This window comes from Mesorhizobium sp. INR15 (assembly GCF_015500075.1).
In the GTDB taxonomy this organism is placed as follows: domain Bacteria; phylum Pseudomonadota; class Alphaproteobacteria; order Rhizobiales; family Rhizobiaceae; genus Mesorhizobium.
Map to the genome: position 1 here is coordinate 5,656,109 of NZ_CP045496.1, position 22,053 is coordinate 5,678,161.

At 60.7% G+C, this 22,053-nt stretch carries 19 protein-coding genes and 1 tRNA gene; 8 read left to right on the forward strand and 12 right to left on the reverse strand.

Annotated elements, in window-relative coordinates:
* Positions 1 to 6 precede the first annotated feature (6 nt).
* The 6 genes from rfbD to GA829_RS27645 all read right to left on the reverse strand — a co-directional run bounded on the left by rfbD (position 7) and on the right by GA829_RS27645 (position 5,683).
* Positions 7 to 900, reverse strand: coding sequence for a dTDP-4-dehydrorhamnose reductase (gene rfbD / locus GA829_RS27620; protein WP_195175729.1), 894 nt, complete (start codon positions 898 to 900; stop codon positions 7 to 9).
* The gene (gene rfbB, locus GA829_RS27625) at positions 897 to 1,967 is read right to left on the reverse strand and encodes a dTDP-glucose 4,6-dehydratase (RefSeq protein ID WP_195175730.1); all 1,071 of its coding nucleotides are present in this window, start codon (positions 1,965 to 1,967) and stop codon (positions 897 to 899) included. Before rfbB ends, rfbD begins: the two co-directional genes overlap by 4 nt.
* 40 nt (positions 1,968 to 2,007) lie before the next feature.
* Positions 2,008 to 2,562, reverse strand: coding sequence for a dTDP-4-dehydrorhamnose 3,5-epimerase (gene rfbC / locus GA829_RS27630; protein ID WP_195175731.1), 555 nt, complete (start codon positions 2,560 to 2,562; stop codon positions 2,008 to 2,010).
* Positions 2,563 to 3,444: a glucose-1-phosphate thymidylyltransferase RfbA gene (gene rfbA, locus GA829_RS27635; protein WP_195175732.1), complete on the reverse strand. Its 882-nt coding sequence runs from the start codon at positions 3,442 to 3,444 to the stop codon at positions 2,563 to 2,565.
* A 400-nt stretch (positions 3,445 to 3,844) separates the two neighbouring features.
* The gene (gene gmd, locus GA829_RS27640) at positions 3,845 to 4,939 is read right to left on the reverse strand and encodes a GDP-mannose 4,6-dehydratase (protein WP_195175733.1); all 1,095 of its coding nucleotides are present in this window, start codon (positions 4,937 to 4,939) and stop codon (positions 3,845 to 3,847) included.
* A 153-nt stretch (positions 4,940 to 5,092) separates the two neighbouring features.
* Positions 5,093 to 5,683: a biotin transporter BioY gene (locus tag GA829_RS27645; protein WP_195175734.1), complete on the reverse strand. Its 591-nt coding sequence runs from the start codon at positions 5,681 to 5,683 to the stop codon at positions 5,093 to 5,095.
* A 119-nt stretch (positions 5,684 to 5,802) separates the two neighbouring features.
* Here GA829_RS27645 and GA829_RS27650 point away from each other — a divergent pair, with 119 nt between their 5' ends.
* Positions 5,803 to 6,711, forward strand: a complete 909-nt coding sequence (locus GA829_RS27650; RefSeq protein WP_195175735.1) for an MBL fold metallo-hydrolase — start codon at positions 5,803 to 5,805, stop codon at positions 6,709 to 6,711.
* Between the two features lie 3 nt (positions 6,712 to 6,714).
* Here the strand turns inward: GA829_RS27650 and GA829_RS27655 are convergent, their stop codons facing one another.
* Both GA829_RS27655 and GA829_RS27660 read right to left on the reverse strand, forming a co-directional pair.
* Entirely contained in the window at positions 6,715 to 7,500 is a 786-nt protein-coding gene (locus GA829_RS27655) for a DUF1499 domain-containing protein (protein WP_195175736.1), read from the reverse strand.
* Positions 7,501 to 7,620: 120 nt separating this feature from the next.
* Positions 7,621 to 9,249: a fatty-acid--CoA ligase gene (locus tag GA829_RS27660; protein WP_195175737.1), complete on the reverse strand. Its 1,629-nt coding sequence runs from the start codon at positions 9,247 to 9,249 to the stop codon at positions 7,621 to 7,623.
* Positions 9,250 to 9,443: 194 nt separating this feature from the next.
* Here GA829_RS27660 and GA829_RS27665 point away from each other — a divergent pair, with 194 nt between their 5' ends.
* Together GA829_RS27665 and GA829_RS27670 are read left to right on the forward strand one after the other, a co-directional pair.
* Positions 9,444 to 9,830, forward strand: coding sequence for a hypothetical protein (locus tag GA829_RS27665; protein ID WP_195175738.1), 387 nt, complete (start codon positions 9,444 to 9,446; stop codon positions 9,828 to 9,830).
* Positions 9,831 to 9,957: 127 nt separating this feature from the next.
* Positions 9,958 to 10,347, forward strand: coding sequence for a DUF427 domain-containing protein (locus tag GA829_RS27670; RefSeq protein WP_195175739.1), 390 nt, complete (start codon positions 9,958 to 9,960; stop codon positions 10,345 to 10,347).
* A gap of 24 nt (positions 10,348 to 10,371) precedes the next feature.
* On the opposite strand, the gene GA829_RS27675 is transcribed toward GA829_RS27670, so the two are convergent.
* Both GA829_RS27675 and ppdK read right to left on the reverse strand, forming a co-directional pair.
* Positions 10,372 to 11,112 (reverse strand): polysaccharide deacetylase family protein, encoded by a 741-nt coding sequence (locus GA829_RS27675; protein ID WP_195175740.1) that lies wholly within the window; start codon positions 11,110 to 11,112, stop codon positions 10,372 to 10,374.
* Positions 11,113 to 11,187: 75 nt separating this feature from the next.
* Positions 11,188 to 13,854 carry a pyruvate, phosphate dikinase gene (gene ppdK / locus GA829_RS27680; RefSeq protein ID WP_195175741.1) on the reverse strand — a complete coding sequence of 889 codons (2,667 nt, stop codon included), beginning with the start codon at positions 13,852 to 13,854 and terminating at the stop codon, positions 11,188 to 11,190.
* A 201-nt stretch (positions 13,855 to 14,055) separates the two neighbouring features.
* Between ppdK and GA829_RS27685 the strand changes: the two genes are divergently transcribed.
* From GA829_RS27685 to GA829_RS27700, 4 genes are all read left to right on the forward strand, one after another.
* Positions 14,056 to 14,400, forward strand: coding sequence for a VOC family protein (locus tag GA829_RS27685; RefSeq protein WP_195175742.1), 345 nt, complete (start codon positions 14,056 to 14,058; stop codon positions 14,398 to 14,400).
* Positions 14,401 to 14,529: 129 nt separating this feature from the next.
* Positions 14,530 to 14,604: transfer RNA gene (locus tag GA829_RS27690), tRNA-Gln, on the forward strand.
* Positions 14,605 to 14,715: 111 nt separating this feature from the next.
* Complete coding sequence (locus GA829_RS27695; protein WP_195175743.1) at positions 14,716 to 16,806, forward strand: O-antigen ligase family protein; 2,091 nt, start codon at positions 14,716 to 14,718, stop codon at positions 16,804 to 16,806.
* A gap of 247 nt (positions 16,807 to 17,053) precedes the next feature.
* The gene (locus tag GA829_RS27700) at positions 17,054 to 17,926 is read left to right on the forward strand and encodes a phytanoyl-CoA dioxygenase family protein (RefSeq protein ID WP_258051993.1); all 873 of its coding nucleotides are present in this window, start codon (positions 17,054 to 17,056) and stop codon (positions 17,924 to 17,926) included.
* Positions 17,927 to 18,015: 89 nt separating this feature from the next.
* Here the strand turns inward: GA829_RS27700 and GA829_RS27705 are convergent, their stop codons facing one another.
* Positions 18,016 to 18,915, reverse strand: a complete 900-nt coding sequence (locus GA829_RS27705; protein ID WP_195175745.1) for a LysR family transcriptional regulator — start codon at positions 18,913 to 18,915, stop codon at positions 18,016 to 18,018.
* A gap of 128 nt (positions 18,916 to 19,043) precedes the next feature.
* Between GA829_RS27705 and GA829_RS27710 the strand changes: the two genes are divergently transcribed.
* Positions 19,044 to 20,681 (forward strand): ABC transporter substrate-binding protein, encoded by a 1,638-nt coding sequence (locus GA829_RS27710; protein ID WP_195175746.1) that lies wholly within the window; start codon positions 19,044 to 19,046, stop codon positions 20,679 to 20,681.
* A gap of 360 nt (positions 20,682 to 21,041) precedes the next feature.
* Here the strand turns inward: GA829_RS27710 and GA829_RS27715 are convergent, their stop codons facing one another.
* Positions 21,042 to 22,028 carry an NAD-dependent epimerase/dehydratase family protein gene (locus GA829_RS27715; protein ID WP_195175747.1) on the reverse strand — a complete coding sequence of 329 codons (987 nt, stop codon included), beginning with the start codon at positions 22,026 to 22,028 and terminating at the stop codon, positions 21,042 to 21,044.
* Positions 22,029 to 22,053 lie beyond the last annotated feature (25 nt).

Genomic DNA, 22,053 nt, shown 5'->3' on the forward strand with positions numbered 1-22,053 from the left:
TCCATGCTATCTCGTCTCTTCGATCAGGAGGCGACGTACTATCGCTTCGGCTGACTTCTGCCATTGCGGCGCCGTCCATCCGAAGGTCGCGGTGAGTTTCTCTGTCGAAAGCCGCGAATTGGCTGGGCGTCGCGCCTTGGTTGGGTAATCGACCGTAGCGATGTCGCGCACCCGCGCATAAGGACCACCAAGTGCTCGGCTTGTGTCCAGCGCGTAGCGCGCAAAACCGCTCCAGTTGGTCTCGCCGGTTCCAGCCAGATGGTAGACGCCGAACGCACCGAAGTCCTTGTTGCCACGCAGCACTGTCGCCGCGTGCAGGATTCCGTCGGCAATATCAAGCGCCGAGGTGGGGTTCCCCCATTGATCGGAAACCACAGAAATCTCGTCGCGATCAACGGCTAGCCTCAGCATGGTTTTGACGAAATTCTTGCCGAACGGGCTGTAGGCCCATGCGGTGCGCAGGATCAGATGGCGCGGGTTGGCGGTGGCCACCGCTTGTTCTCCGGCAAGTTTCGAGGCGCCGTAGACGCTGCGCGGTCCTGTCGCGTCGGTCTCGACATAGGCTGAAGTCGCGCTGCCGTCGAAGACATAATCGGTCGAAAGGTGAATGACGGGAACGCCAAGCCTTGCTGCCGCTTCGGCGACCTTTCCGGCACCGACAGCGTTGATCGCGAAGGCAATTTCCGGCTCGTCCTCGGCCTGGTCGACAGCCGTGTAGGCGGCAGCCGAGACGACGATGTCGGGTCTCGATGCGGCAAGCGCTTCGAAAACCGTGTCGGGCTTCAGCAGATCAAGCTGAGGCCGGCCGATGGCAACGACTTCGATGCCCTGGTGCCTTTGCCCGACTTCCAGAAGGCTTGCAACGACCTGGCCCTCACGGCCGGTGACGACCAGTCTCACGTCGCCACCTTCCGTGCTTCACCCAACCGTTCTCCGGCATAGCTCTGTTCGCGAATCGGCGCCCACCACCATTTGTTGTCCAGGTACCAGTCGACTGTTCTGGCGAGGCCGCTGTCGAAGCTCTCCCTTGGCGTCCAGCCGAGATCACGGCCGATCTTCGAGGCGTCGATTGCATAGCGGCGGTCGTGGCCGGGCCTATCGGTGACGAAGGCGATCAGGTCCCGGTGGCTCTTGCCGCTGGCTCGCGGCCGCCTGACGTCGAGAAGATCGCAGATGGTCTCGACGACACTCAGGTTTGTGCGTTCCGAATTACCGCCTACATTGTAACTCTCACCCGGGCGGCCCCTGGTCGCGACCAGTTCCAGCGCGCGTGCGTGGTCCTCGACGAACAACCAGTCGCGCACATTGGCGCCGGCGCCGTAGACCGGCAGCGGCTTTTCATCAAGCGCGTTCAGGATGACCAGCGGGATCAGCTTTTCGGGAAAATGATAGGGCCCGTAATTGTTCGAGCAGTTGGAAAGCACCACCGGCAGGCCGTAGGTTTCGTGCCAGGCCCGCACCAGATGGTCCGACGCCGCTTTTGAGGCGGAATAGGGCGAGGATGGCGCGTAAGGCGTCTCCTCGACGAACAGGCCGCCGTCAAAGGGAAGATCGCCGAACACTTCGTCCGTCGAGACATGATGGAAGCGAAACTGGCCTTTGCGCTCGTCGCTCAGGCCGCGCCAGTATTCGAGCGCGGCATTCAAAATTCGATAGGTGCCGACAATGTTGGTTTCGATGAAAGCGCCTGGCCCATCGATCGACCGGTCGACATGGCTCTCGGCTGCGAGGTTCATGACAATGTCGATGTCATCACGGCGCAATATGTCGAGGACTGCCCCATCGTCGCAGATATCGGCCTGCTCGAACCGGTAGTTGTGCGCATTCTCGATCGGCCGTAGCGAGGCAAGGTTGCCGGCATAGGTGAGCTTGTCGAGATTGGTCACGCGGTATGCCGGATTGGCGCACAAATGCCGGCAGACGGCCGAGCCTATGAAACCGGCGCCGCCGGTTACCAGGAAGTTCATGCCGCTCTCCTCATGAGAACATTCCTTGGTCCAACAGCCTTCATGCAAACACCTCGGTGGCGGCGAGCAGCGGCGCCTTGAGATCCTTGTCGGAGAGTTGAAACCCGTCAGCGACCGCTGGCCATTCGATCCCTATTGCAGGGTCGTCGAAACGGATCGACCGATCATGCTGCGGCGAATAGGTGTCAGTGACCTTGTACAGAACCTCGGTGTCCGGCACGAGCGTCACAAAGCCATGCGCAAAGCCTTTCGGCACCAGAATCTGATTGCCTTTTTCAGCAGAGATTTCGAGAGCCAGCCACTTGCCAAAACTGCTCGAGCCACGGCGGATATCAACCGCGACATCCAGGATCGCGCCTCTGATAACGCGCAGCAGTTTGTCTTGAGCGCGAGGCGCAAGCTGGTAGTGAAGGCCGCGCAATACACCGGCGGCGGCAGAGTAGGAATGATTGTCCTGCACGAAACGCAGGTCGATCCCGGCCTCCGCGAACCGCTCCTCATTATAGGTCTCGATAAAGAAGCCCCGCGCATCGCCATGCCGCCTCGGAATGATTTCGAGCACGCCTTCGAGGCCGAGCGATCTTACTTCCAGCATCTACCCCTCCGACAGGTCGATGACGCGCTTGCGCAGATAGGCGGCATATTCGTTCTTTCCCAGACGGGCGGCGCGCTGCAGAACCTTGTCCGCGGTCAGCCAGCCCTGCTCGAAGGCGATCTCTTCCGGGCAGGCCACCTTTATGCCCTGGCGGTGTTCGATCGTTCGCACGAATGAGGACGCTTCATGCAGACTGTCATGGGTACCCGTGTCGAGCCAGGCATAGCCACGGCCGAGCTGGTGAACATGAAGTTGCCCGCGCTCGAGATAGATATTGTTGAGGGCCGTGATCTCGAGTTCGCCGCGTGCCGATGGCCGGATCGTCGGTGCGATGTCCACGACTTCGTTGTCGTAAAAATAGAGGCCGGTGACTGCCCAGTTGGACTTGGGCTTCAGCGGTTTTTCCTCGATCGTCAGGGCGGTGCCGGTGACCTTGTCGAACGAAACCACGCCATAGCGTTCAGGATCCTCGACATGATAGGCGAACACAGAAGCGCCGCTTTCTCGCGAGGCTGCTTCCAGGCAGAGACGCGACAGGCCTTCGCCGAAATAGATGTTGTCGCCCAAAATCATCGACACGCTGTCCTTGCCGATGAAGTCGCGGCCAATGATGAAAGCCTCCGCGAGACCATTGGGATGCGGCTGTTCGGCATAGGACAAGTCGATCCCGAACTCGGAGCCGTCGCCAAGCAGATCCCTGAAAACCGGCAGATCGCGTGGCGTTGAAATAACCAGAATTTCGCGGATTCCAGCGAGCATCAATACGCTCAGCGGATAATAGATCATCGGCTTGTCGTATATCGGAAGGATTTGCTTAGATATTGCTAATGTCAGTGGATAGAGACGCGTTCCACTGCCTCCCGCAAGGATGATCCCTTTCAAGAAGCTCTCCTTGATTTGCCGAAGCCCCCCAGCCCAGTCACAAGTGGCCCGTGCTTAGGTTTCACACGGAGACTTGTCAATCTTGGGGCATGACAAACGAGCCACCCTCTTGTTGCGGCGGATTGTCTTCCATGGCCCGCCTGCGCAAGCACACATTCATCTTTGCAACCGACATGGGCATCATTGCAACTGACATCGGCGCCCTCCTGACTGGAACAGGCAATTTATCATCGTGTGGTCGATCTCAAGCAGGTCACGCCACTGGCTCAACGTTCGAAGAGGCCCTTGTGAACGAATCATAGCGGCGATCCAGGCAAACGTCATCAGAAGCGCCGAGATTCGCGGTGGATTGTCGACGGTGATGGAATCAGGATTTCATCTCGGCCCAGCCGGCCGCCCCCTACTGGACGATGGGGCGAACGCGCTCCTCATCCAGCCGCCTGTGTTCGGCCTCGCGTCTGACCACGAGAAGATCCGAGCGGACCATTTCGGAGATCATCGCAGCGAGTGGAGTTGTCGCCTTCCAGCCGAGGACCTTCTCGGCTTTTGAGGCATCGCCGACGAGCTGCTCCACCTCGGTCGGCCTGAAATAGCGCGGGTCGACCTCGACCAGGACGCGGCTGGACTTGCCGTCGATGCCCTTTTCCTCCACGCCCGATCCAGTCCATCTGATATCGATGCCCACTTCGGCAAACGCCAATTCGACAAAGCGGCGGACCGAGTTTTTCACGCCGGTGGCCAGCACATAGTCGTCGGCAACATCCCGCTGCACAATCCGCCACATGCCCTCGACGTAGTCGCGCGCATGGCCCCAGTCGCGTTCGGCTGAGAGGTTGCCCAGATAGAGCTTGTCCTGCAGGCCGAGACTTATCGCGGCTGCGGCGCGCGTGATCTTGCGAGTGACGAATGTCTCCCCGCGCTTCGGGCTCTCATGGTTGAACAGAATGCCGTTGGAAGCATGGATGCCATAGGCCTCGCGGTAGTTCACCGTAATCCAATAGGCATAGATCTTGGCCGCCGCGTAGGGCGATCGTGGGTAAAACGGCGTCGTCTCCTTCTGCGGAACCTCTTGAACCTTGCCGTAGAGTTCGGACGTAGACGCCTGATAGAACCGGGTTTGTTCGGCGAGACCAAGCAGGCGGATGGCCTCGAGAAGACGCAGTGTGCCCAGCGCATCCGCGTTCGCCGTATACTCGGCCGTTTCGAAGCTCACTTGAACATGTGACTGTGCAGCGAGGTTGTAGATCTCATCCGGTTGCACTTCCTGAACAATGCGGATGAGGTTAGTGGCATCGGTCATGTCACCATAGTGAAGTGACAGCCGCACATTTTCCTCATGCGGGTCCTGGTAGAGATTGTCGATGCGACCGGTGTTGAAGGACGAGGAACGCCGCTTGATCCCGTGGACATCATAGCCTTTCGCCAGAAGGAGCTCCGCCAGATAGGCGCCGTCCTGGCCGGTAATGCCGGTGATAAGTGCCGTCCTTTTTTTCATTGTCCCTGTTCAGCCGTTTCACGGCGAGAGGTTCAGCCCCGAGCAAGGCTTGGCTTGGCGCCAAGCCCTGGTCTAAACCGACGCCCGCGGCCGAAAATTACCTTAGCCAGCATGGCTACCGGTAAGAATCGCGGCGGACGGCTTCCGGAAAACTCAGGAGCGCTTCAGCAGCGACCAGACAGCCGGCACCAGGCTCGCGGCCAGCGCGACCTTGATCAGATCGCCGACGATGAACGGCACGACGCCGAACTGCCATGACTTTTCAGGACCGATCAGCAGCGCCAGCCAGGCAAAGCCCATGGCCATCATGACCACCTCGGCAACGAGCATCGCGTTGAAAAGCTTGATCGGGTGGCGATCCCAGCCACGATCGGCGGCCCAGCCGACAATCGCGGCCATGATCACGAAGCCGGCCAGATAGCCGCCCGTCGAGCCAAGCATGTAAACCATGCCGATGCCCTTTTCGGGCGTGCCCTGGAAGACTGGGAGGCCCATGGCGCCTTCGGCCATGTAGAGCAGCAGCGTGGCGACGCCGAGGCGCATGCCGAAGGCAGCGGCGATCAGAAACACGGCCAGTGTCTGCATCGAAATGTCGACAGGCCCGAGTACAACCTTGGTCTTGGCCGACAAAGTCAGCACCAGGGTTCCAACAATCGCGAGGAAAAGCTGCGTCGCCAGACGCGCCGCGCCCTTTTCAGGCAAGGCAAGAGAAATCAGCGGACGCATCGTGGTTGCAATTGCCATGGTCTTCCCCATTCCGATTGCCGCCTATCCGATGATTACGGCCTCGCGTTTTCCTATATTGGCTTCCGTGTTATGCGGCAATCGGTTTTGCCGCTTCACGAAACAGAGCACAGTTCACGATGGCCCTCAAATTCGACACCAGCTTCGATCCGTCCTACGGCCAGGGCGTTGCGGTCGCGCCGGATGTGAATCGGGTCACCGCCAGAAATCCAAGTCCATTCACATTTCACGGCACCAACAGCTACATCATTGGGCGCGATACGCTGGCGGTGATCGACCCCGGGCCAGAAGACGAAGCGCACCTCGAGACATTGCTCGAGGTGATCGGGAACAGGCCCGTCAGCCATATCTTTGTCAGCCATACGCATCGCGACCACTCGCCATTGGCGGCCCAGCTGAAGCAGCGAACCGGCGCCGTGGTTCTGGCCGAAGGTCCGCACCGCCCGGCAAGGCCCTTGCGAGTCGGTGAGACCAATCCGCTGGATGCCAGCGCCGACACAGCTTTCATTCCCGATGTCGCCTTGCCTGACGGCGAGATCATCGACGGAGACGGTTGGTCGATCAGGACGGTTTTGACGCCAGGTCACACCGCCAATCATGCCGCCTTCGCGCTGGAAGGTACCGGCATCCTGTTTTCAGCCGATCATGTGATGGGATGGGCGACGTCGATCGTTGCGCCGCCCGACGGGGCGATGGCCGATTACATAGCCTCGCTGGACCGGCTGATAGAGCGCGATGACCGGCTGCTGCTGCCCGGCCATGGCGGGCCAGTTACCGCGCCGCGAAACTTCATGCGCGGTCTGAAAACCCACCGCAAGATGCGTGAGCGGGCCATTCTGGAGCGCATCCGGAGCGGCGACCGGACAATCCCAGACATGGTCAAGGCCATCTACCGCGATACCGACCCGCGCCTGCACGGAGCCGCCAGCCTGTCGGTGCTTGCCCATATCGAGGATCTGGTCGCGCGTGGTCTGGTCCGTACCGACGGCGCTGCGGCCATCGACGGCGTCTTCACGCCCGCCGCGTAGGTATCAGTCGGCCGGCGCCGCACCCACCTGCCCGGCAACTTCCTGGTCCAACTCCGCCAGAAAACCGGTGATCCGTGCAGCGTTGTCGCCGAGATCATAGCGGCCATAGCGCGATGCCGAGCGCATATCCACAACGATCGCATCACCGTCATCCGTTATACGGATCGAAACATCTGCGGGCAGGCCGAGCACAAAACCCTTTGCCAAGGCATTTATCGTTGCCGTACTTTGAGCACTCGCGTCGGGATAAGGATCGGTCAACTCCCAATCCCGGCGATCGAGTACAGTCTCCACTGCCTGCAGAACGCTTTCGAAAGGCAGATTGTAGCTGCGTCCGGTCACGAGCGGATAGCTATCGGTCTGCAGCTGCTGCTCGCCGGGCGTAGCCGCAGAAAGCACGTTCATATCCTTTGTCCGGTCGCCGACATCAAGCACCGGCGGATTGTCGAGATCCGTCGAAATATCCCTGAGCGGCGGATAGATGGTCGCCCAATAGACGGCGACGCCAAAGGGCGTGAGCACCAGAAGCGCCAGCAAAGCGCCAACGGTCAGGTCGCGGCCACCGCGATCGCCGAAATTCCACAGTCTGGAAAAGGCAAGCCCGGCAAGCAACAGCGCCAGAGCCGCAAGCAGTGCGACAATGCCGAGCACCCACAGAAAGGTCGGTGTTTCCACCAGGCCGTAGCGATGGCCGACGAAGACGGTCAGCAGCAGAACCGCCGAAAAAGCAGCGGTGCGCCGCGACCAGCCGGCGGCCTTCGACGTTTGCCGTTCGGGAATATTAGCCATTATTTTCTGCACTGCCCCAACCCGAGCGAAGGTTTAGAGCAAAGTGCGCCCGGGTTGAAGCACTTCTGTTTTACCTCATGCCGTTTGGCGGAGGGTTGATGTGAAGACGCAACATCAAGGTCAATCCGTCGGCAGCCGATAGTCCTTGAATTGCTGGCGCAGCGTGATTTTCTGGATTTTGCCGGCGGCGGTGTGCGGGATTTCACCAACGAAGGCGACATCGTCCGGCATCCACCACTTGGCCACCTTGCCGTTCATGAAATCGAGAATGTCGGCCTTGGTCGGCTCCTTGCCGGGCTTACGGACGATGACCAGCAAAGGCCGCTCACCCCATTTCGAATGATGGACGCCGATCGCCGCGGCCTCGGCCACGTCTGGATGGCCGACCGCAAGGTTCTCGAGATCGATCGTCGAAATCCACTCGCCACCGGACTTGATGACATCCTTGGCGCGATCGGTGATCTGCATGTAGCCACCGGCATCGACATGGGCGACATCGCCGGTATCGAACCAGCCATTCTCGTCGAACTGATCGGAACCGACACCGCCATAGTAGGCGTTGGCAACAGCGGGCCCGCGCACTTTCAGGCGTCCGAATGTCTTGCCATCCCATGGTTGCGCCTTGTTGTCGTCGTCGGTGATCTTCATTTCGACGCCGAAGGGCGGGTAACCCTGCTTCTGCTGCACCGCGAGCCGGGCGTCGCCCTCAAGGCCGGCATATTCCGGCTTCAGCGTGCACAGCGTGCCGAGCGGCGACATTTCCGTCATGCCCCAGGCGTGGATGACCTGGACACCATAATTGTCTTGGAATTTCTGCATGACCGTGCGCGGACAAGACGAGCCGCCAATGACAACCTTGCTCAGAAAAGGGAGCTTGTTGCCGGTTTCCTCCAGATATTGCAGCAGCATCATCCACACCGTTGGCACGGCGGCGCTGAAAGTCACCTTCTCGGTGTCGAGCAGTTCGTAGATCGAGGCGCCGTCCATCTTGCAGCCGGGCATGACCAGCTTGGCGCCGATCATCGGCGCGCTCTGGCCGAGGCCCCAGGCATTGGCATGGAACATCGGCACGACCGGCAAGATGGTTTCACGCGACGATATGCCCATCGCGTCAGGCATCGCGGCGATCATGGCATGCAGCACATTGGAACGATGGCTGTAGACCACGCCCTTCGGGTCGCCTGTCGTGCCCGAGGTATAGCACATGCCGGCGGCGGTATTTTCATCAAAGGTCTTCCAGGCGAAATCGCCATCGGCCTCATCAAGCCATTCTTCGTAGGCGACGACATTGGGGAGTGCCGTCCGCGGCATGTGCGCGTTGTCGGTGAGCACGATCACCTGTTTCAGCGACTTGACCGCGCCGGCGATCTTCTCGAGCAGCGGCATGAAGGTCAGATCGACGAAGATCGCCTTGTCCTCGGCGTTGTTCATGATCCAGGTGATCTGCTCAGGAAACAGGCGTGGATTGAGCGTGTGATAGACAGCGCCAACACCCATGATGCCGTACCAGGTCTCGATGTGGCGCGATGTATTCCAGGCGAGGGTCGCGATGCGGTCGCCCAAACCATAGCCGTCGCGCTCCAGCCGCTGCGCTACCTTCAAGGCGCGACGGTGTATGTCGGCATAGGTGGTGCGGACAATCGGCCCTTCGATGGAACGTGACACGATCTCGCGCCCGCCATGCTGCGTGGCCGCGTTGTCGAGGAGCTTGTGGCAAAGCAGCGGCCACTGTTGCATCAGTCCGAGCATTACATTCCTCCCCTTGCGCTTTTGCGTCATGCTTTTCGCTCCATTGTGGGACGAACCGCCGGATTGTCCAGCCATACCCTAACGGAAGCCGTGCATTGCGCGCGATGGCGCTGAAAGCCGCCACAATCCGGCCATCGTCGGCGTTAAGCTTCGTTAATGGGCAGGGGTGCCATTGGCGACTGAAAGAGGTTCGCATGGACGCGCAGCTCGACGACAAGACAGTCGATGACAAGACTGTCGATGACATGGCCCTCGAGAATACGCTTGCCGAAAGCCTGACCGACTTGGGGCCAGAGGTCAAAACCGTTTCCGAAGACGAATTTGTTGAAGTTGTTGGTGGCGCTCTTGAAGCCGTCGGCGGCACGCTGCTGTTCAAGATGTGCGTTCAAAACCAGGGCGAAGGCCAGCACGTCGCTGCCGCCTCGGTCGGCAATGGCGGCAACCGCCAGTTCCTGCTGCTCACCTTGCCTACCGGCGGCGGTGCGCAGAAGGTCGAGACCACGTCGAGAAGCAGCAACCCGGTCGCGGGCATAGCCGCAGCCTATGCCGGGCTCATGGACGCGTTCCAGACCGCCGCCTGATCCTTCACGACAAGACAGTTGAAGAACGGATGGACTGCCTTCCGCGACGTTTCCAGCGACGCGATGCCGCAAGTCTTGCGCAACGCGCCTGCCGGACACACTTAAGGCCGAGGCAAGGAGAACCAGCATGGATCAGGTCGTCAATCCGTCACCCGGCTTTCAACGCAATCCCGACAAGGTCATCACTGTCGAGCCTTACATCGGAACCGTCACTGTGCGGGCCGGAGACACGATTGTCGCCTCATCGACCAAAGCCAGGGTGCTGACCGAAGCCCCTTACTCACCGGCCTTCTACATTCCATTCGACGACATCAATTTCGACCAGCTTCGCGGCACTGATATGTCGACCCATTGCCCTTACAAAGGTGATGCGAGTTACTGGAGTGTGTTGGCTGCCGGCGAGGCGGGCAAGGATGCGATGTGGGCGTATGAACAGCCATTCGACGAGATGGCGGAGATCCGCAACCACGGCGCCTTCTATGCCAGCAAAGTCACGATCGAAGCGACACCAGGCTAAGGCCGGGGGCTGAAGCCCTTTCCGTCAGTTTGTGGTCGGCTCGCTGCCGGCGTTGTTATCGTCTTGCAGCCTGACGAAGGTAACGCCTCGGCTCTTCAGTTGCAGAAGACCTTTCACCACGCCTTCACCAGCCGCATGGGTGGGCTGGTTGATATGCGCGATCACGACGTCGCCGTCCTTCGCCGCCGCGATCCGTTTTCCGGTCGTGGCGGCTCCAAGCAGCGATCCGCCATCGGCGTTCAATGAGTAACCCGCGACCTTGAAACCGAGCTTGTGTATCAGTTCGATCGACGTGGCGGTGTATTTCGCCGTCGCGCCTCGGAACCATTTCGGCGCCGGGGCACCCGCTGCCACCAGGGCCTGCGCGCCACCCTCGACCTCCGCTTTCACTGCATCGGTGCTGCCGGCCGCGCTGATCCCGTAAACCTTCACAGGCTCATCGACGGCTGGAACATGCCGGGCGCCGTGATTTTCCAGTTCGAAAAGATCGGGGTGTGCCCGCATCGTCTCGAAAGCCGCGGCGTTGCGCTTCAGCCATTTTGCCGTGATGAAGATGGTGGCTGGAATCTTGTTGTCGATCAGCGCCGACAGAATCCGCTCATCCGTCCGCCCATCGCAGGCATCAAATGTCAGCGCGACACGGATGGCAGGCTTGTCCGACCGCACAACGTGCAAATCAGGCTCGAGCAGTTTTGCCGACGCGCTCGCCGCCGTGGCGCCAACCGCGAGAAATGCCGGTATGAGAAATGCCGAAGCCAGGCGCATGAAACACTCCAGAGAACAAATCCACTTGGCCGCCGATCATGGCAAAATTGCCGGCGGCCTCGCTTCATGCCGCCTTCAGCTCTTTGCGCGAACCGCTGCCTGTGCCGCAGCCAGCCTGGCGATCGGCACGCGATAAGGCGAACAGGAGACATAGTCGAGACCGACCTCTTCACAAAAACGGATCGATGCCGGATCGCCGCCATGTTCGCCGCAGATGCCGAGCTTGATGTCGGGGCGGGTCGCCCTGCCCTTCTCGGCCGCCATACGAACCAGTTCGCCGACGCCTTCAATGTCGAGCGAGACGAACGGATCCTGCTCGATGATGCCTTTCTGGCGATAGGTCTCCAGGAACGAGGCCGCATCGTCACGCGAAATGCCGAACGTGGTCTGGGTCAGGTCATTAGTGCCGAAAGAGAAGAATTCCGCTGTAGCCGCAATGACATGCGCGCGGATCGCCGCGCGCGGCAGTTCGATCATCGTGCCGGTGAGATAATCGATCTTGACGCCGGTCTCTTCCATCACGCTCTTGGCCACCGCGTCGATGCGGGCCTTGACGTAGTCAAGCTCCTTCACCAGGCCAACCAGCGGCACCATGATCTCGGGAACCACCAGCGCGCCTGCCTTCTTGCCGGCCTCGACGGCCGCCTCGAAAATGGCGCGCGCCTGCATCTCGGCGATCTCCGGATAGGAGACAGCGAGCCGGCAGCCGCGATGGCCGAGCATCGGGTTGAACTCGTGCAAGGCTTCGGTACGCTGCCGGAGCTTGTCCGGCGACACATTCATGGCAGCGGCGACTTCCGCCACTTCCGCCTCGGTCTTGGGCAAGAACTCATGCAGCGGCGGATCAAGCAGGCGGATCGTCACCGGCAGGCCGGCCATGATCTCAAACAGTTCGAGGAAATCCGAACGCTGCATCGGCAAGAGCTTGGCAAGTGCCGCACGCCTTTCCTTCTCGGTGTCGGCCAGGATCATCTCGCGCATGGCGACAATGCGGTCGCCGTCGAAGAACATGTGCTCGGTCCGGCAAAGCCCGATGCCCTCGGCGCCGAACGAACGCGCCATGCGCGCATCGAGCGGCGTTTCGGCATTGGTGCGCACCTTCATGCGGCGCACTGCATCGGCCCATTCCATGATGGCGGCGAAATCGCCGGACAGTTCCGGCTGCAGCATCGACACGGTACCTTTCAGCACCTGGCCGTTGCTGCCGTCGATGGTGATGATGTCGCCCTTGCGGAAGGTCGAGCCCATCGCCATCAGCGTGCCGGCCTTGTAGTCGACGCGCAGCGAGCCGGCACCCGACACGCAGGGCTTGCCCATGCCTCGTGCCACAACCGCGGCATGGCTGGTCATGCCGCCGCGTGTGGTCAGGATGCCTTCCGCGGCATGCATGCCGTGGATGTCCTCAGGGCTGGTTTCGATGCGCACCAGGATCGCCTTGCGGCCTTGCGCCTTCAGGTCCTCGGCATCGCCCGAGGAAAAGACGATCTCGCCGGTCGCGGCGCCGGGTGACGCCGGCAGGCCGATGCCGATGACATCGCGCGGTGCCTTCGGATCAATGGTCGGATGCAGCAACTGGTCGAGCGAGGCCGGATCGATACGGGCGACGGCCTCTTCCCTTGTGATAAGCTTGTCGCCCGCCATCTCGACGGCGATCTTGAGCGCCGCCTTGGCGGTGCGCTTGCCCGAACGGGTCTGCAGCATCCACAGCTTGCCGCGCTCGATGGTGAATTCGAGGTCCTGCATGTCGCGATAATGCTGCTCAAGCCGGTCCGAGATGGTGACGAACGCCTGGAAGGCATCCGGCATCAGCTTCTGCAGCGATGGCTTGTCGGAACCGGCTGCGATGCGCGCCGCCTCGGTAATGTTCTGTGGCGTGCGGATGCCGGCAACGACATCCTCACCCTGCGCGTTCACCAGGAACTCGCCATACAGCATCTTTTCGCCGGTCGACGGGTTGCGGGTGAAGGCAACGCCGGTGGCCGAGGTCTCGCCCATGTTGCCGAACACCATGGCCTGGATATTGACCGCCGTGCCCCAGCTTTCGGGAATGTCGTGCAGGCGCCGATAGGTGATGGCGCGGTTGTTCATCCAGCTTGAAAACACCGCGCCAATGGCGCCCCAGAGCTGCTCGTGCGGATCTTGCGGGAACGGCCTGCCGAGTTCTTCCTCGACCTTGGCCTTGTACAGAGCAATGACGCCCTGCCATTCGATCGCCGTCAGTTCGGTGTCGAGCTCATGGCCGAGCCCACCCTTCTGGTCCTCGAGGATTTCCTCGAACACTTCATGGTCGAGGCCCATGACGACATCGGAATACATCTGGATGAAGCGGCGGTAGCTGTCATAGGCAAAGCGTGCATCGCCGGAATCGGCGGCGAGCGCCTCGACGGTCTCGTCGTTGAGACCGAGATTGAGCACCGTGTCCATCATGCCGGGCATCGAGGCCCGTGCGCCGGAGCGCACCGAGACCAGGAGCAGTTTGGACGGATCGCCGAAGCGGCGGCCGGTCAGCCGGCCAATATGGTCAAGCGCCACCGTGACATCCGCCTCCAGCGAGGCCGGGTATGCGCGGGCGTTCGCGTAATAGGCGTTGCACACTTCCGACGTGATGGTGAAACCCGGAGGCACAGGCAGCCCGAGGCTGGACATCTCGGCCAGGTTGGCGCCCTTGCCGCCCAGCAGATTCTTGTCGCCGGCACGGCCTTCCGCCGCACCATCGCCAAAGGTGTATACCCATTTGGTCATGCTTGCTCTCCAGCTGCAGGAGATTGGAAGATTGACGGAATTCCGCCGGGGTCCGAACCGAGCGATATGATGCTGCACTGCGAAAGGCAAGCGCCGGCAAAGCAGGCAGCCCGCTACAATCGATTAAGGAAACGCACCACCGAAAACGCTTGCGGTTTTCCGCCCGCAAGACTAGAACATAACAGGAACATGAGGCGAGCCATGAAACTGACCGGCAAACTCGACTATCTGGAAATGCCTGCGACCGGCGGGACCCTGGACAGGTTGAAGGCTTTCTACAGCAGCGCCTTCGCCTGGTCATTCACCGACTACGGCCCAACTTATTCGGCCTTTGCCGAAGGTCTCGATGGCGGCTTCCAGGCCGATAGCGGCGAAGCCCCCGCCAAGCCGCTGCCGGTGCTCTATTCCCAGGACTTGGAAGAGACTTTCAATGCCGTCGAAGCCGCCGGCGGCAAGATCGTCAAGCCAATCTTCGCGTTTCCCGGCGGCAGGCGCTTCCACTTCGTCGATCCGGCCGGCAATGAGTTGGCCGTCTGGGGCGAATAGCCTGCTGACATGCCATCGGGCGGCGGCGGAATGGACGCCGGATGTGCAGGTTCAGAGCCGCGCTCATGGGCATTGTGCTTTTTGTCTGCTCTGCTAAGAACGCGCCGCACAAGCGACTCTGACGGCTATTGGGGCGTCGCCAAGTGGTAAGGCATCGGTTTTTGGTACCGACATTCCCAGGTTCGAATCCTGGCGCCCCAGCCAAGATCATCGTCCATTTCTAGACCTTGGCCCTCGGAAGTACCTCCGCGATCTTCCCATGCGCGCAATTAGCTAATAGTTGTTCTGCCGGGTGGCGGTCTGAGATGGAATTCAATGGACCTTTCTATCTTCGCCATCAACCTCGATCGCGAGACCGATCGCTGGAGCGAATTGCTTGCCAGCGCCGAAGCAGCCGGCCTGACCTTGCAGCGCGTTGCCGCCATCGACGGCCATGCCCTCGCTGAAAAAGACTGGAGGGAGATTGACCTTCCAACTGCACGCAAGCTGAGCGGGCGCTACATTCTGCCCGGCGAATATGCGTGTTACCGCAGCCATATCCAAGCCTTGGAAACGTTCCTGGCCAGTGGTGGAGCCCATGGCATAATCGTCGAGGATGACGTCCTCTTCCGCAACGACACCGCACGGCGCATCCAGGCGATCATCGCTGCGGTACCCGACTTCGACGTCATCAAGTTGACCAACCATCGCATAAGCCTGTTTCTGCGTGCCGTCGAGACAAAGGAAGGCGACGAGATTGGTCGTGCTCTGCATGGCCCGCAAGGCTCAGCCGCTGCTTACCTGGTCACGCGGGAGGGCGCGCAGGGGCTGTTGTCGGCGCTGGCGGTCATGAAAATGCCGTGGGATGTCGCACTCGAACGATTTTGGGACACAGGCCTGAAAGTCTATTCGACCCGCCAAGGGGTTCTCGATTTCGCCGACAGCAGCGTGATTTCCGGTATCGTCGACCCCTCGGGCAGCTATAAATTCGCGCGGCTTTCCTGGCCAGGCCGATGGGGCTCCGGGGCGTTGCGGGCCTGGGACCAACTGCTCCGTTTGCATCACACCCTGCTCCGACCGCCCTTACCGCGAGAGATCCCGGACTACGCCCGTGACGACGCGCCGCGCAATAGCCTGCTTCTGTTGCTGGCGGCACTTGCCATTCTCGCCCTGGTCTCGGCAGTGTGGCGCGAGGCTGACACTTACCGCTACGCCGGGATTGCCCTCGCTACGGTCGCATTCATCCACTGGTTCGGACTGGATTTATGGACCTACAGCAAACCGCTGATCGGATGGGTCGGCTGTCTGTGCCTGGGCTGGTCGTTCTATGTCTTCATCCGGCTGGCGATCGTTTATTTCGGCACCGGCCAGTTGGGTAGCGCCGAAGGCATCTACCTGTTCCCGCTGTTTTATGCGACGACCGGCTTCTCCCTCTTGCTGTTTGTCAGGCAGCCTGCGCGGCTCGTCCTCTGGTTCATGGTCCTCAGTCTTGTCTTCCTGGCGGCGGACACCGGCCATCCGGGCGTGCTTCATGGCATCAGACCGGTGCCATGGCTTTTCAACAACCCCATTCACGCATCGCTGGCTGCTGGGTTCATCTTTCTTTGCACGCTGCAGTTCATGGTTTACACGGCCCAAAGAGCGGACCTTGGCAACGCAACCCGGAGCCTGCACTGGGCGCTGTCGGCGACCGTCCTTCTCTTCGCCCTAGCGAACATCATCGCGCTGCAGTCAAAGGGGGTCTGGCTCGCGCTCGCGCTGACCCTGCTGCTGCTGGCGGTCATGGCGCTGGCGAGAGGCCATCGCCGCGAGTTGATGGTCGGAGGCGGCGTGCTGGCGACCGTGGCAGCCGGTATTGTCGCCATGCGCCATCTTTTCTGGCGCACCGCCGGCGACACCATGATCTTCGCCAAGAGCCTGGTTTTGGACATATTGAGCCGTGGCGTCATGCCGGCTTTCGATCAAGCCATTGCGAGCGATACGACCCCGTTTGCAGCCAAGGAACGGCTGATGCTGTGGGCGGATGCGATCGAGGTCTGGAAACGCCATCCTATCTTCGGAGCCAGTTCCAGCTGGCTCACCGAATGGCAGAACAGGACCTATCATCCCACAATCCGCGATGTCTTCCACAATGGCTATCTGGAGATAGCGGTACGCTATGGCGTGGTCGGGCTGGCGTTCTTTGCCTTTCTCTATATCTGGTCGTCGAGACAGGTCCTGCTGGCCATGCGGGCCAGGCTAATCGCTCCGGCCGCATGGTCCTGCTACATCTCAACCCTGGTCTTCTTCGCCATAACCATCCTCAGCAATTCGAACAACCGGCTGGCGATAGGAGAGGCCTTCATGTGGTTCGCTGCCGCATTCGGCTTCTATTGTTTCTATCTGCGCCAGCAGAAGGGCCTTATCGAGCCGAGAACCTATTTTTAGACGGCCAGCATATCACGCGGCCAGATTCGAATCCTCCCCCCTCAGCCAACGCGAAGTTCAACTCTGTCAGTTAAAGCCGGCGACCAAAGTCGCCAGAGCAGGCAACGGGTTGATTTGGCCGGTGATACCGGCGTTGCATTCTCGACTTTCCCACAATCCGGGAAAGTCGGTGCCGCAATTCACGGCTTATCGCCTTCCCTGCCTTTTTCTACGGTGTCGTCAGATCACGGGAAAGGGATGCCATGAAATGCTGACGGATGCACAAGCACGCCAAGCGGTGGAGCAGTATCGCGAAGAGGGCTATGCGGTCGTGCGCCAGTTCGTCGACGGTGACGAGATGGTGCGGCTCAAGAAGGAGACCGACGCCGTCTATGCCGAGGGCCTGAAACACCACGCGACCTACCGGCACGGCAATCTCAATTTCCAGATCCTGCCTGAATCAGATTTCGGTCAGCGCTACGTCCTTCAGGCCTACTGGTTTTCCTGGATCAATTCCTATTTCGAGCAATTCCGGCGCAGCCAGGACTACCTGAAGCTGCTGGAGGGGTTGATCGGCCGCGACATCAGGCAGATCGCGCAACAACTGCATTGGAAGCCGCCCGGCGCCAATGTCACCGGCTATCGCTTCCACCAGGACCTGCGTTTTCGCAATCAGGCCGCTTTCGACAATGTCGCCGACGCGACCGTGACCACCGGCCTCGCGGTCGACCGGGCGACACTCGACAATGGCTGCCTTCAGGTCGTGCCAGGAAGTCACAAGCTCGGCTATCTCGGCCTGTCTGATGAGGGCAAGGGCGAGTTGATGAAAGGCCTGACCGCCGAGGAGGAGTTGCGCAAGGTCGGCATCGATCCGGCAAGCATCGTCCCCCTGGTGCTGGAACCAGGCGACCTGGCCATGTGGGGACTGTTGACCGTGCATGGGTCCTCGCCAAACCTGTCGCAGCACGATCGGGCCTTTGCCTTGTCGAGCTATGTGCGGGCCGATTCGACGCAACGCGGCGAATGGGCATTCAAGGATGGCGTCTCCGTGCCGCTCGGCGAAACGCCGGTGCTTTGCAAATACGAGAAGCTCTTCGAGGAGCCGGGGCCGATGTACGACACCACCGCCTGGTGGAAATGACGCCGTTGAATTTGCCGTTGGGGGCAAGAGGGGCCTGGCGTTCGCGCCGGGCCCCTGCTGGCGTTGAGAGGCGATTTGATGGCCTCTTTTCAGGCGGTGAAGTCCGCCGACAATTCACGGATCAGGAAATCGACGAAAGCACGCACCTTGGCCGCAATATAGGTGCGGTGGGGATAGAGGGCGTAGATCGGGCTGGAGCCGGGGCGAAACTCGTCCAGTTGTACTTCCAGCCGTCCGTCACCGATCGCGGTGTCGACAAGAAGGCTTGGCAGATTGCCAACGCCAAATCCCGCGATCGTCATCTGATAGGCGGCCTCGACGCTGTTGGTGGAGATGCGCCCGCCAATAGCCGCGTCGAAAGGACCGTCGGGGCCCACAAACGGCCATGTGCCGAGGCGCTTGGCAAAATTGCTCAGCACGCACGAATGATCCGCCAATTCGGCAGGATGGGTCGGCCGGCCACGGGAATCCCAGTAGCCCGGCGTCGCACAGACATAGTTGCGGACCTCGCCCAGCCGGCGTGCAATCAGCGCCGAATCCGCCTGGCCGCCAAAGCGGATGGCCACGTCATAACCTTCTTCGACAATGCCCACGACATAGCGCGCCGTGAGGTCGAACTCGATCGTGGTGAGCGGGTTCTCGTCAAGAAATTTCGGCACCAGCTTGGTGATGCGGGTGTGGCCGAGAACGTTGGAACAGGAGACCCGGATCAGGCCGCGCGTCTCCTTGTGCAGCCCACGTGTCGAATCCTGCAGTTCCGAAATGTCGTCCAGCAAGGTACGGGCGCGTGGCGCGTAGTCACGGCCCGCTTCGGTCAAGCTGAGGCGCCTGGTCGTGCGGTTGATGAGCCGAACGCCGAGATCGTCTTCCAGTTCCTTGATCGTCCTGCTGACCGCGGTCGTCGACATGTTGAGATCCCGCGCCGCCGCCGAAAGGCTGCCAAGCAGACAAACCCGGTCGAAAACCCGCATCGCGGTAAGAAGATTCATCTTGCTTTCCCCTCGCCGTCGCACCGGCCTCGCCATTTGCGGCTTCCGACAGAAGACAGCGCCTGACGATTACCAAGCCACAGCATTCCACCGAATTTGGACGTAAAATCAACAATGGGAGAAACGACATGACATCCAAGCCCCTTCACCCCGCCATCAGCGGATTTGCGCGGGACGCCAAGCGCGGTGCGCTCAGCCGCCGTGAATTCCTGGCGCTGGCCAGCGCCTTCGGCGCTAGTACCGCCGCAGCCTATGGGCTCATCGGTCAGCCGGTTCCGGCGCGGGCTGAAGAAGCCGCACAGCCAAAAAAGGGCGGTACGGTGCGTGTCGCCATGCAGGTCATGGAACTGCAGGACCCGCGCATGTTCAGGGTTTCGCAGATGGGCAACATCGCCATGCAGTTTCTTGAGCCGCTGGTGCGCTGGAAGCCTGATTTCACCTTCGAGCCCATGCTGCTGCAAAGCTGGGAAATCAACGCAGACGCCACGGAATACGTGCTCAAGCTGCGCCCAGATGTCAAATGGTCGAATGGCGACGCTTTCACGGCGAAAGACGTGGCCTTCAACATCACGCGCTGGTGCGAGAAGGATGCTCCCGGCAACTCGATGGCCGGGCGCATGACCTCGCTGATCGACCCCGGCACCAAGCTGGCGCGCGCCGGCGCCATCGAGATCCGCGACGACCACACCGTCGTGCTGAAACTGTCGCGGCCGGATATCACCATCGTCCCCGCCATGACCGATTATCCGGCGCTGATCGTCCACCACACATTCAATCCCAAAGAAGCTGCCTTGTCGGCTAAGCCGATCTGCACGGGACCGTTCGAGTTGACGAAACTCGACGTCGGCGTTGCCGCCTCCGTTCGCAAACGGCCCGACGGCTCGTGGTGGGGTGGCGATGTGTTTCTCGACGGCATCGACTGGATCGACTACGGCACCGACTCGGCAGCCACGGTCTCGGCCTTCGAATCCGGCGAGATTGACGTGAACGGGCAGACGCAGTCCTATGATGTCGGGATGCTCGACAGGCTCGGGTTGAAGAAATCGGAGATCGTCACCGCTGCCACCCTGGTTTCGCGCTGCAATGTCAACGCCAAGCCCTATGACGACAAGCGGGTGCGCAATGCCATCCAGCTCGCGGTCGACAACAAGGCGGTTCTGCAATTGGGCGCCGACGGGATGGGCATCGTGGCGCAGAACGACCATGTCGGGCCGATGCATCCCGAACATGCCGAACTGCCGCCGATCAAGCGCGATCCCGCCCGGGCCAGGGCACTGCTTGAGGAAGCCGGCCAACTCGACTTCGAGTTCGAACTGATTTCGGTCGAGGCCGACTATCGCAAGGAAAGTTCCGACGTCGTAGCCCAGCAGATGCGCGATGCCGGGTTCAAGGTGAAGCGTACGGTCATCCCGGAGTCGGCGTTCTGGAATGACTGGACGAAATACCCTTTCGCGACGACCAACTGGAACGCACGCCCGCTCGGCATCCAGACCTATGCCCTTGCCTATCAGACCGGCTCGGCGTGGAACGAGACAGGTTTCGCCGACCCGGCATTCGACGCCAAGGTGCAGAAAGCCAATGCCATCGCCGACGCGGACCAGCGGCGCGTGGTGATGGGGGAATTGCAGATGATGCTGCAGGATTCCGGCATCATCGTTCAACCCTACTGGCGAAAGCTGTTCTGCCACATGAAACCGGCGTTGATGGGTTACCAGATGCACCAGGCCTATGAGCAGGATTTCACCCGCGCCTGGCTTGCCGCCTGATTGCCCCAGACTACCCCAAACAAGGCGGCGCATTTCCCTGCGCCGCCTACTGTGATCAGCGTAAAAGCCGCGCCGAAACGCCGGCATCGTCGGCGTCATCTTGACAATGCAGCCGCATCGGACAGGACGAGCAGATACGGCCGCAAGTGCCCCGCTCTTGTTCGCCGACTGGCGCTACCAGCCATGGTGTGAGGCCGGCCGGAACGCCGGGTATCTGTCGTTCGGAGATTTCCATATTTGTCATCGTTGCAAGCTCCAGTTCGTGACTGAAGCTTACTTCCGCAAGAATGAAGCGAAACCCGCTTCTCCATGCAACGACCTTCCCGGAGATCGGGAAAATCTGACCTCAATGCGGCATGTTCAGATCGTGTTGGATCCCGCCATCCATTCCGATCGATACCAATCGACGAACCGTCCCAACCCAACCTCCAGCGAGGTCGTTGGCTTGAAGCCGAAATCCCGTTCCAATGCCGTCATATCGGCATAGGTCCGCTCGACGTCGCTGCTCTGCATCGGTTCGGATTGGCGGATCGCCTTGACGCCGAGCAGCCTTTCCAGAATGTCGATGAAATCGCCCAGGCGCTCCGGCCGGCTGTTGCCGATATTGTAGACCCGGCTTGGCGGAACCTCGGCCATTGGCGGCTTGTCCAGAACGGCAACGATGGCGGCCACGATGTCGTCGATATAGGTGAAATCCCGCCACATCTCGCCATCGTTGAAGACACGGATCGGCTTGCCCTCCAGAATGGCCTTGGTGAACAGCCAATAGGCCATGTCGGGGCGTCCCCAGGGGCCGTAGACGGTGAAGAACCGCAGGCCGGTCTGCGGTATGCCGAAGAGATGAGCGTAGGTATGGCTCATCAACTCATCGCTTTTCTTGGTGGCGGCGTAGAGCGAAACGGGCCGGTCGACCTGATCGGTCTCGGCGAACGGGACTTTGCTGTTGCCGCCATAGACCGAGCTCGACGAAGCATAGACCAGATGTTCGAACGACGGCTCGGCCCGGCAAAACTCGAGCACCTCAAGATGGCCGACGATGTTGGACCGGATATAGGCCCTCGGGTTTTCCAGGGAATAACGCACCCCTGCCTGGGCAGCTAGGTGAACAATCCTGGTTATGCCCTTCCCGGCCAGAGCTGCCGGCAGCGCGCCCTCTTCCGCGATATCCAGCTGATGGAAAGAGAAATCCTTGTACGGGCGAAGGCGGGCAAGCCGGCCCTCTTTCAAGGCCTGGTCGTAATAGTCATTCAGATTGTCGACACCGATAACTGCCTCTCCCCGGCTCAGGAGGTGGAGGCAGACGTGGCTTCCGATGAACCCGGCGGCTCCGGTGACGAGTATAGGCAAAAGGCTCTCCAAAACACGACGGTCA

Coding starts and splice junctions, on each gene's coding strand:
- rfbB (WP_195175730.1), bottom strand. CDS start 1,967: ATGAACTTCCTGGTAACCGGCGGCGCCGGTTTCATAGGCTCGGCCGTC.
- rfbC (WP_195175731.1), bottom strand. CDS start 2,562: ATGCTGGAAGTAAGATCGCTCGGCCTCGAAGGCGTGCTCGAAATCATT.
- gmd (WP_195175733.1), bottom strand. CDS start 4,939: ATGAAAAAAAGGACGGCACTTATCACCGGCATTACCGGCCAGGACGGC.
- GA829_RS27645 (WP_195175734.1), bottom strand. CDS start 5,683: ATGGCAATTGCAACCACGATGCGTCCGCTGATTTCTCTTGCCTTGCCT.
- GA829_RS27650 (WP_195175735.1), top strand. CDS start 5,803: ATGGCCCTCAAATTCGACACCAGCTTCGATCCGTCCTACGGCCAGGGC.
- GA829_RS27655 (WP_195175736.1), bottom strand. CDS start 7,500: ATGGCTAATATTCCCGAACGGCAAACGTCGAAGGCCGCCGGCTGGTCG.
- GA829_RS27660 (WP_195175737.1), bottom strand. CDS start 9,249: ATGCTCGGACTGATGCAACAGTGGCCGCTGCTTTGCCACAAGCTCCTC.
- GA829_RS27665 (WP_195175738.1), top strand. CDS start 9,444: ATGGACGCGCAGCTCGACGACAAGACAGTCGATGACAAGACTGTCGAT.
- GA829_RS27670 (WP_195175739.1), top strand. CDS start 9,958: ATGGATCAGGTCGTCAATCCGTCACCCGGCTTTCAACGCAATCCCGAC.
- GA829_RS27675 (WP_195175740.1), bottom strand. CDS start 11,112: ATGCGCCTGGCTTCGGCATTTCTCATACCGGCATTTCTCGCGGTTGGC.
- ppdK (WP_195175741.1), bottom strand. CDS start 13,854: ATGACCAAATGGGTATACACCTTTGGCGATGGTGCGGCGGAAGGCCGT.
- GA829_RS27685 (WP_195175742.1), top strand. CDS start 14,056: ATGAAACTGACCGGCAAACTCGACTATCTGGAAATGCCTGCGACCGGC.
- GA829_RS27695 (WP_195175743.1), top strand. CDS start 14,716: ATGGACCTTTCTATCTTCGCCATCAACCTCGATCGCGAGACCGATCGC.
- GA829_RS27700 (WP_258051993.1), top strand. CDS start 17,054: ATGCTGACGGATGCACAAGCACGCCAAGCGGTGGAGCAGTATCGCGAA.
- GA829_RS27705 (WP_195175745.1), bottom strand. CDS start 18,915: ATGAATCTTCTTACCGCGATGCGGGTTTTCGACCGGGTTTGTCTGCTT.
- GA829_RS27710 (WP_195175746.1), top strand. CDS start 19,044: ATGACATCCAAGCCCCTTCACCCCGCCATCAGCGGATTTGCGCGGGAC.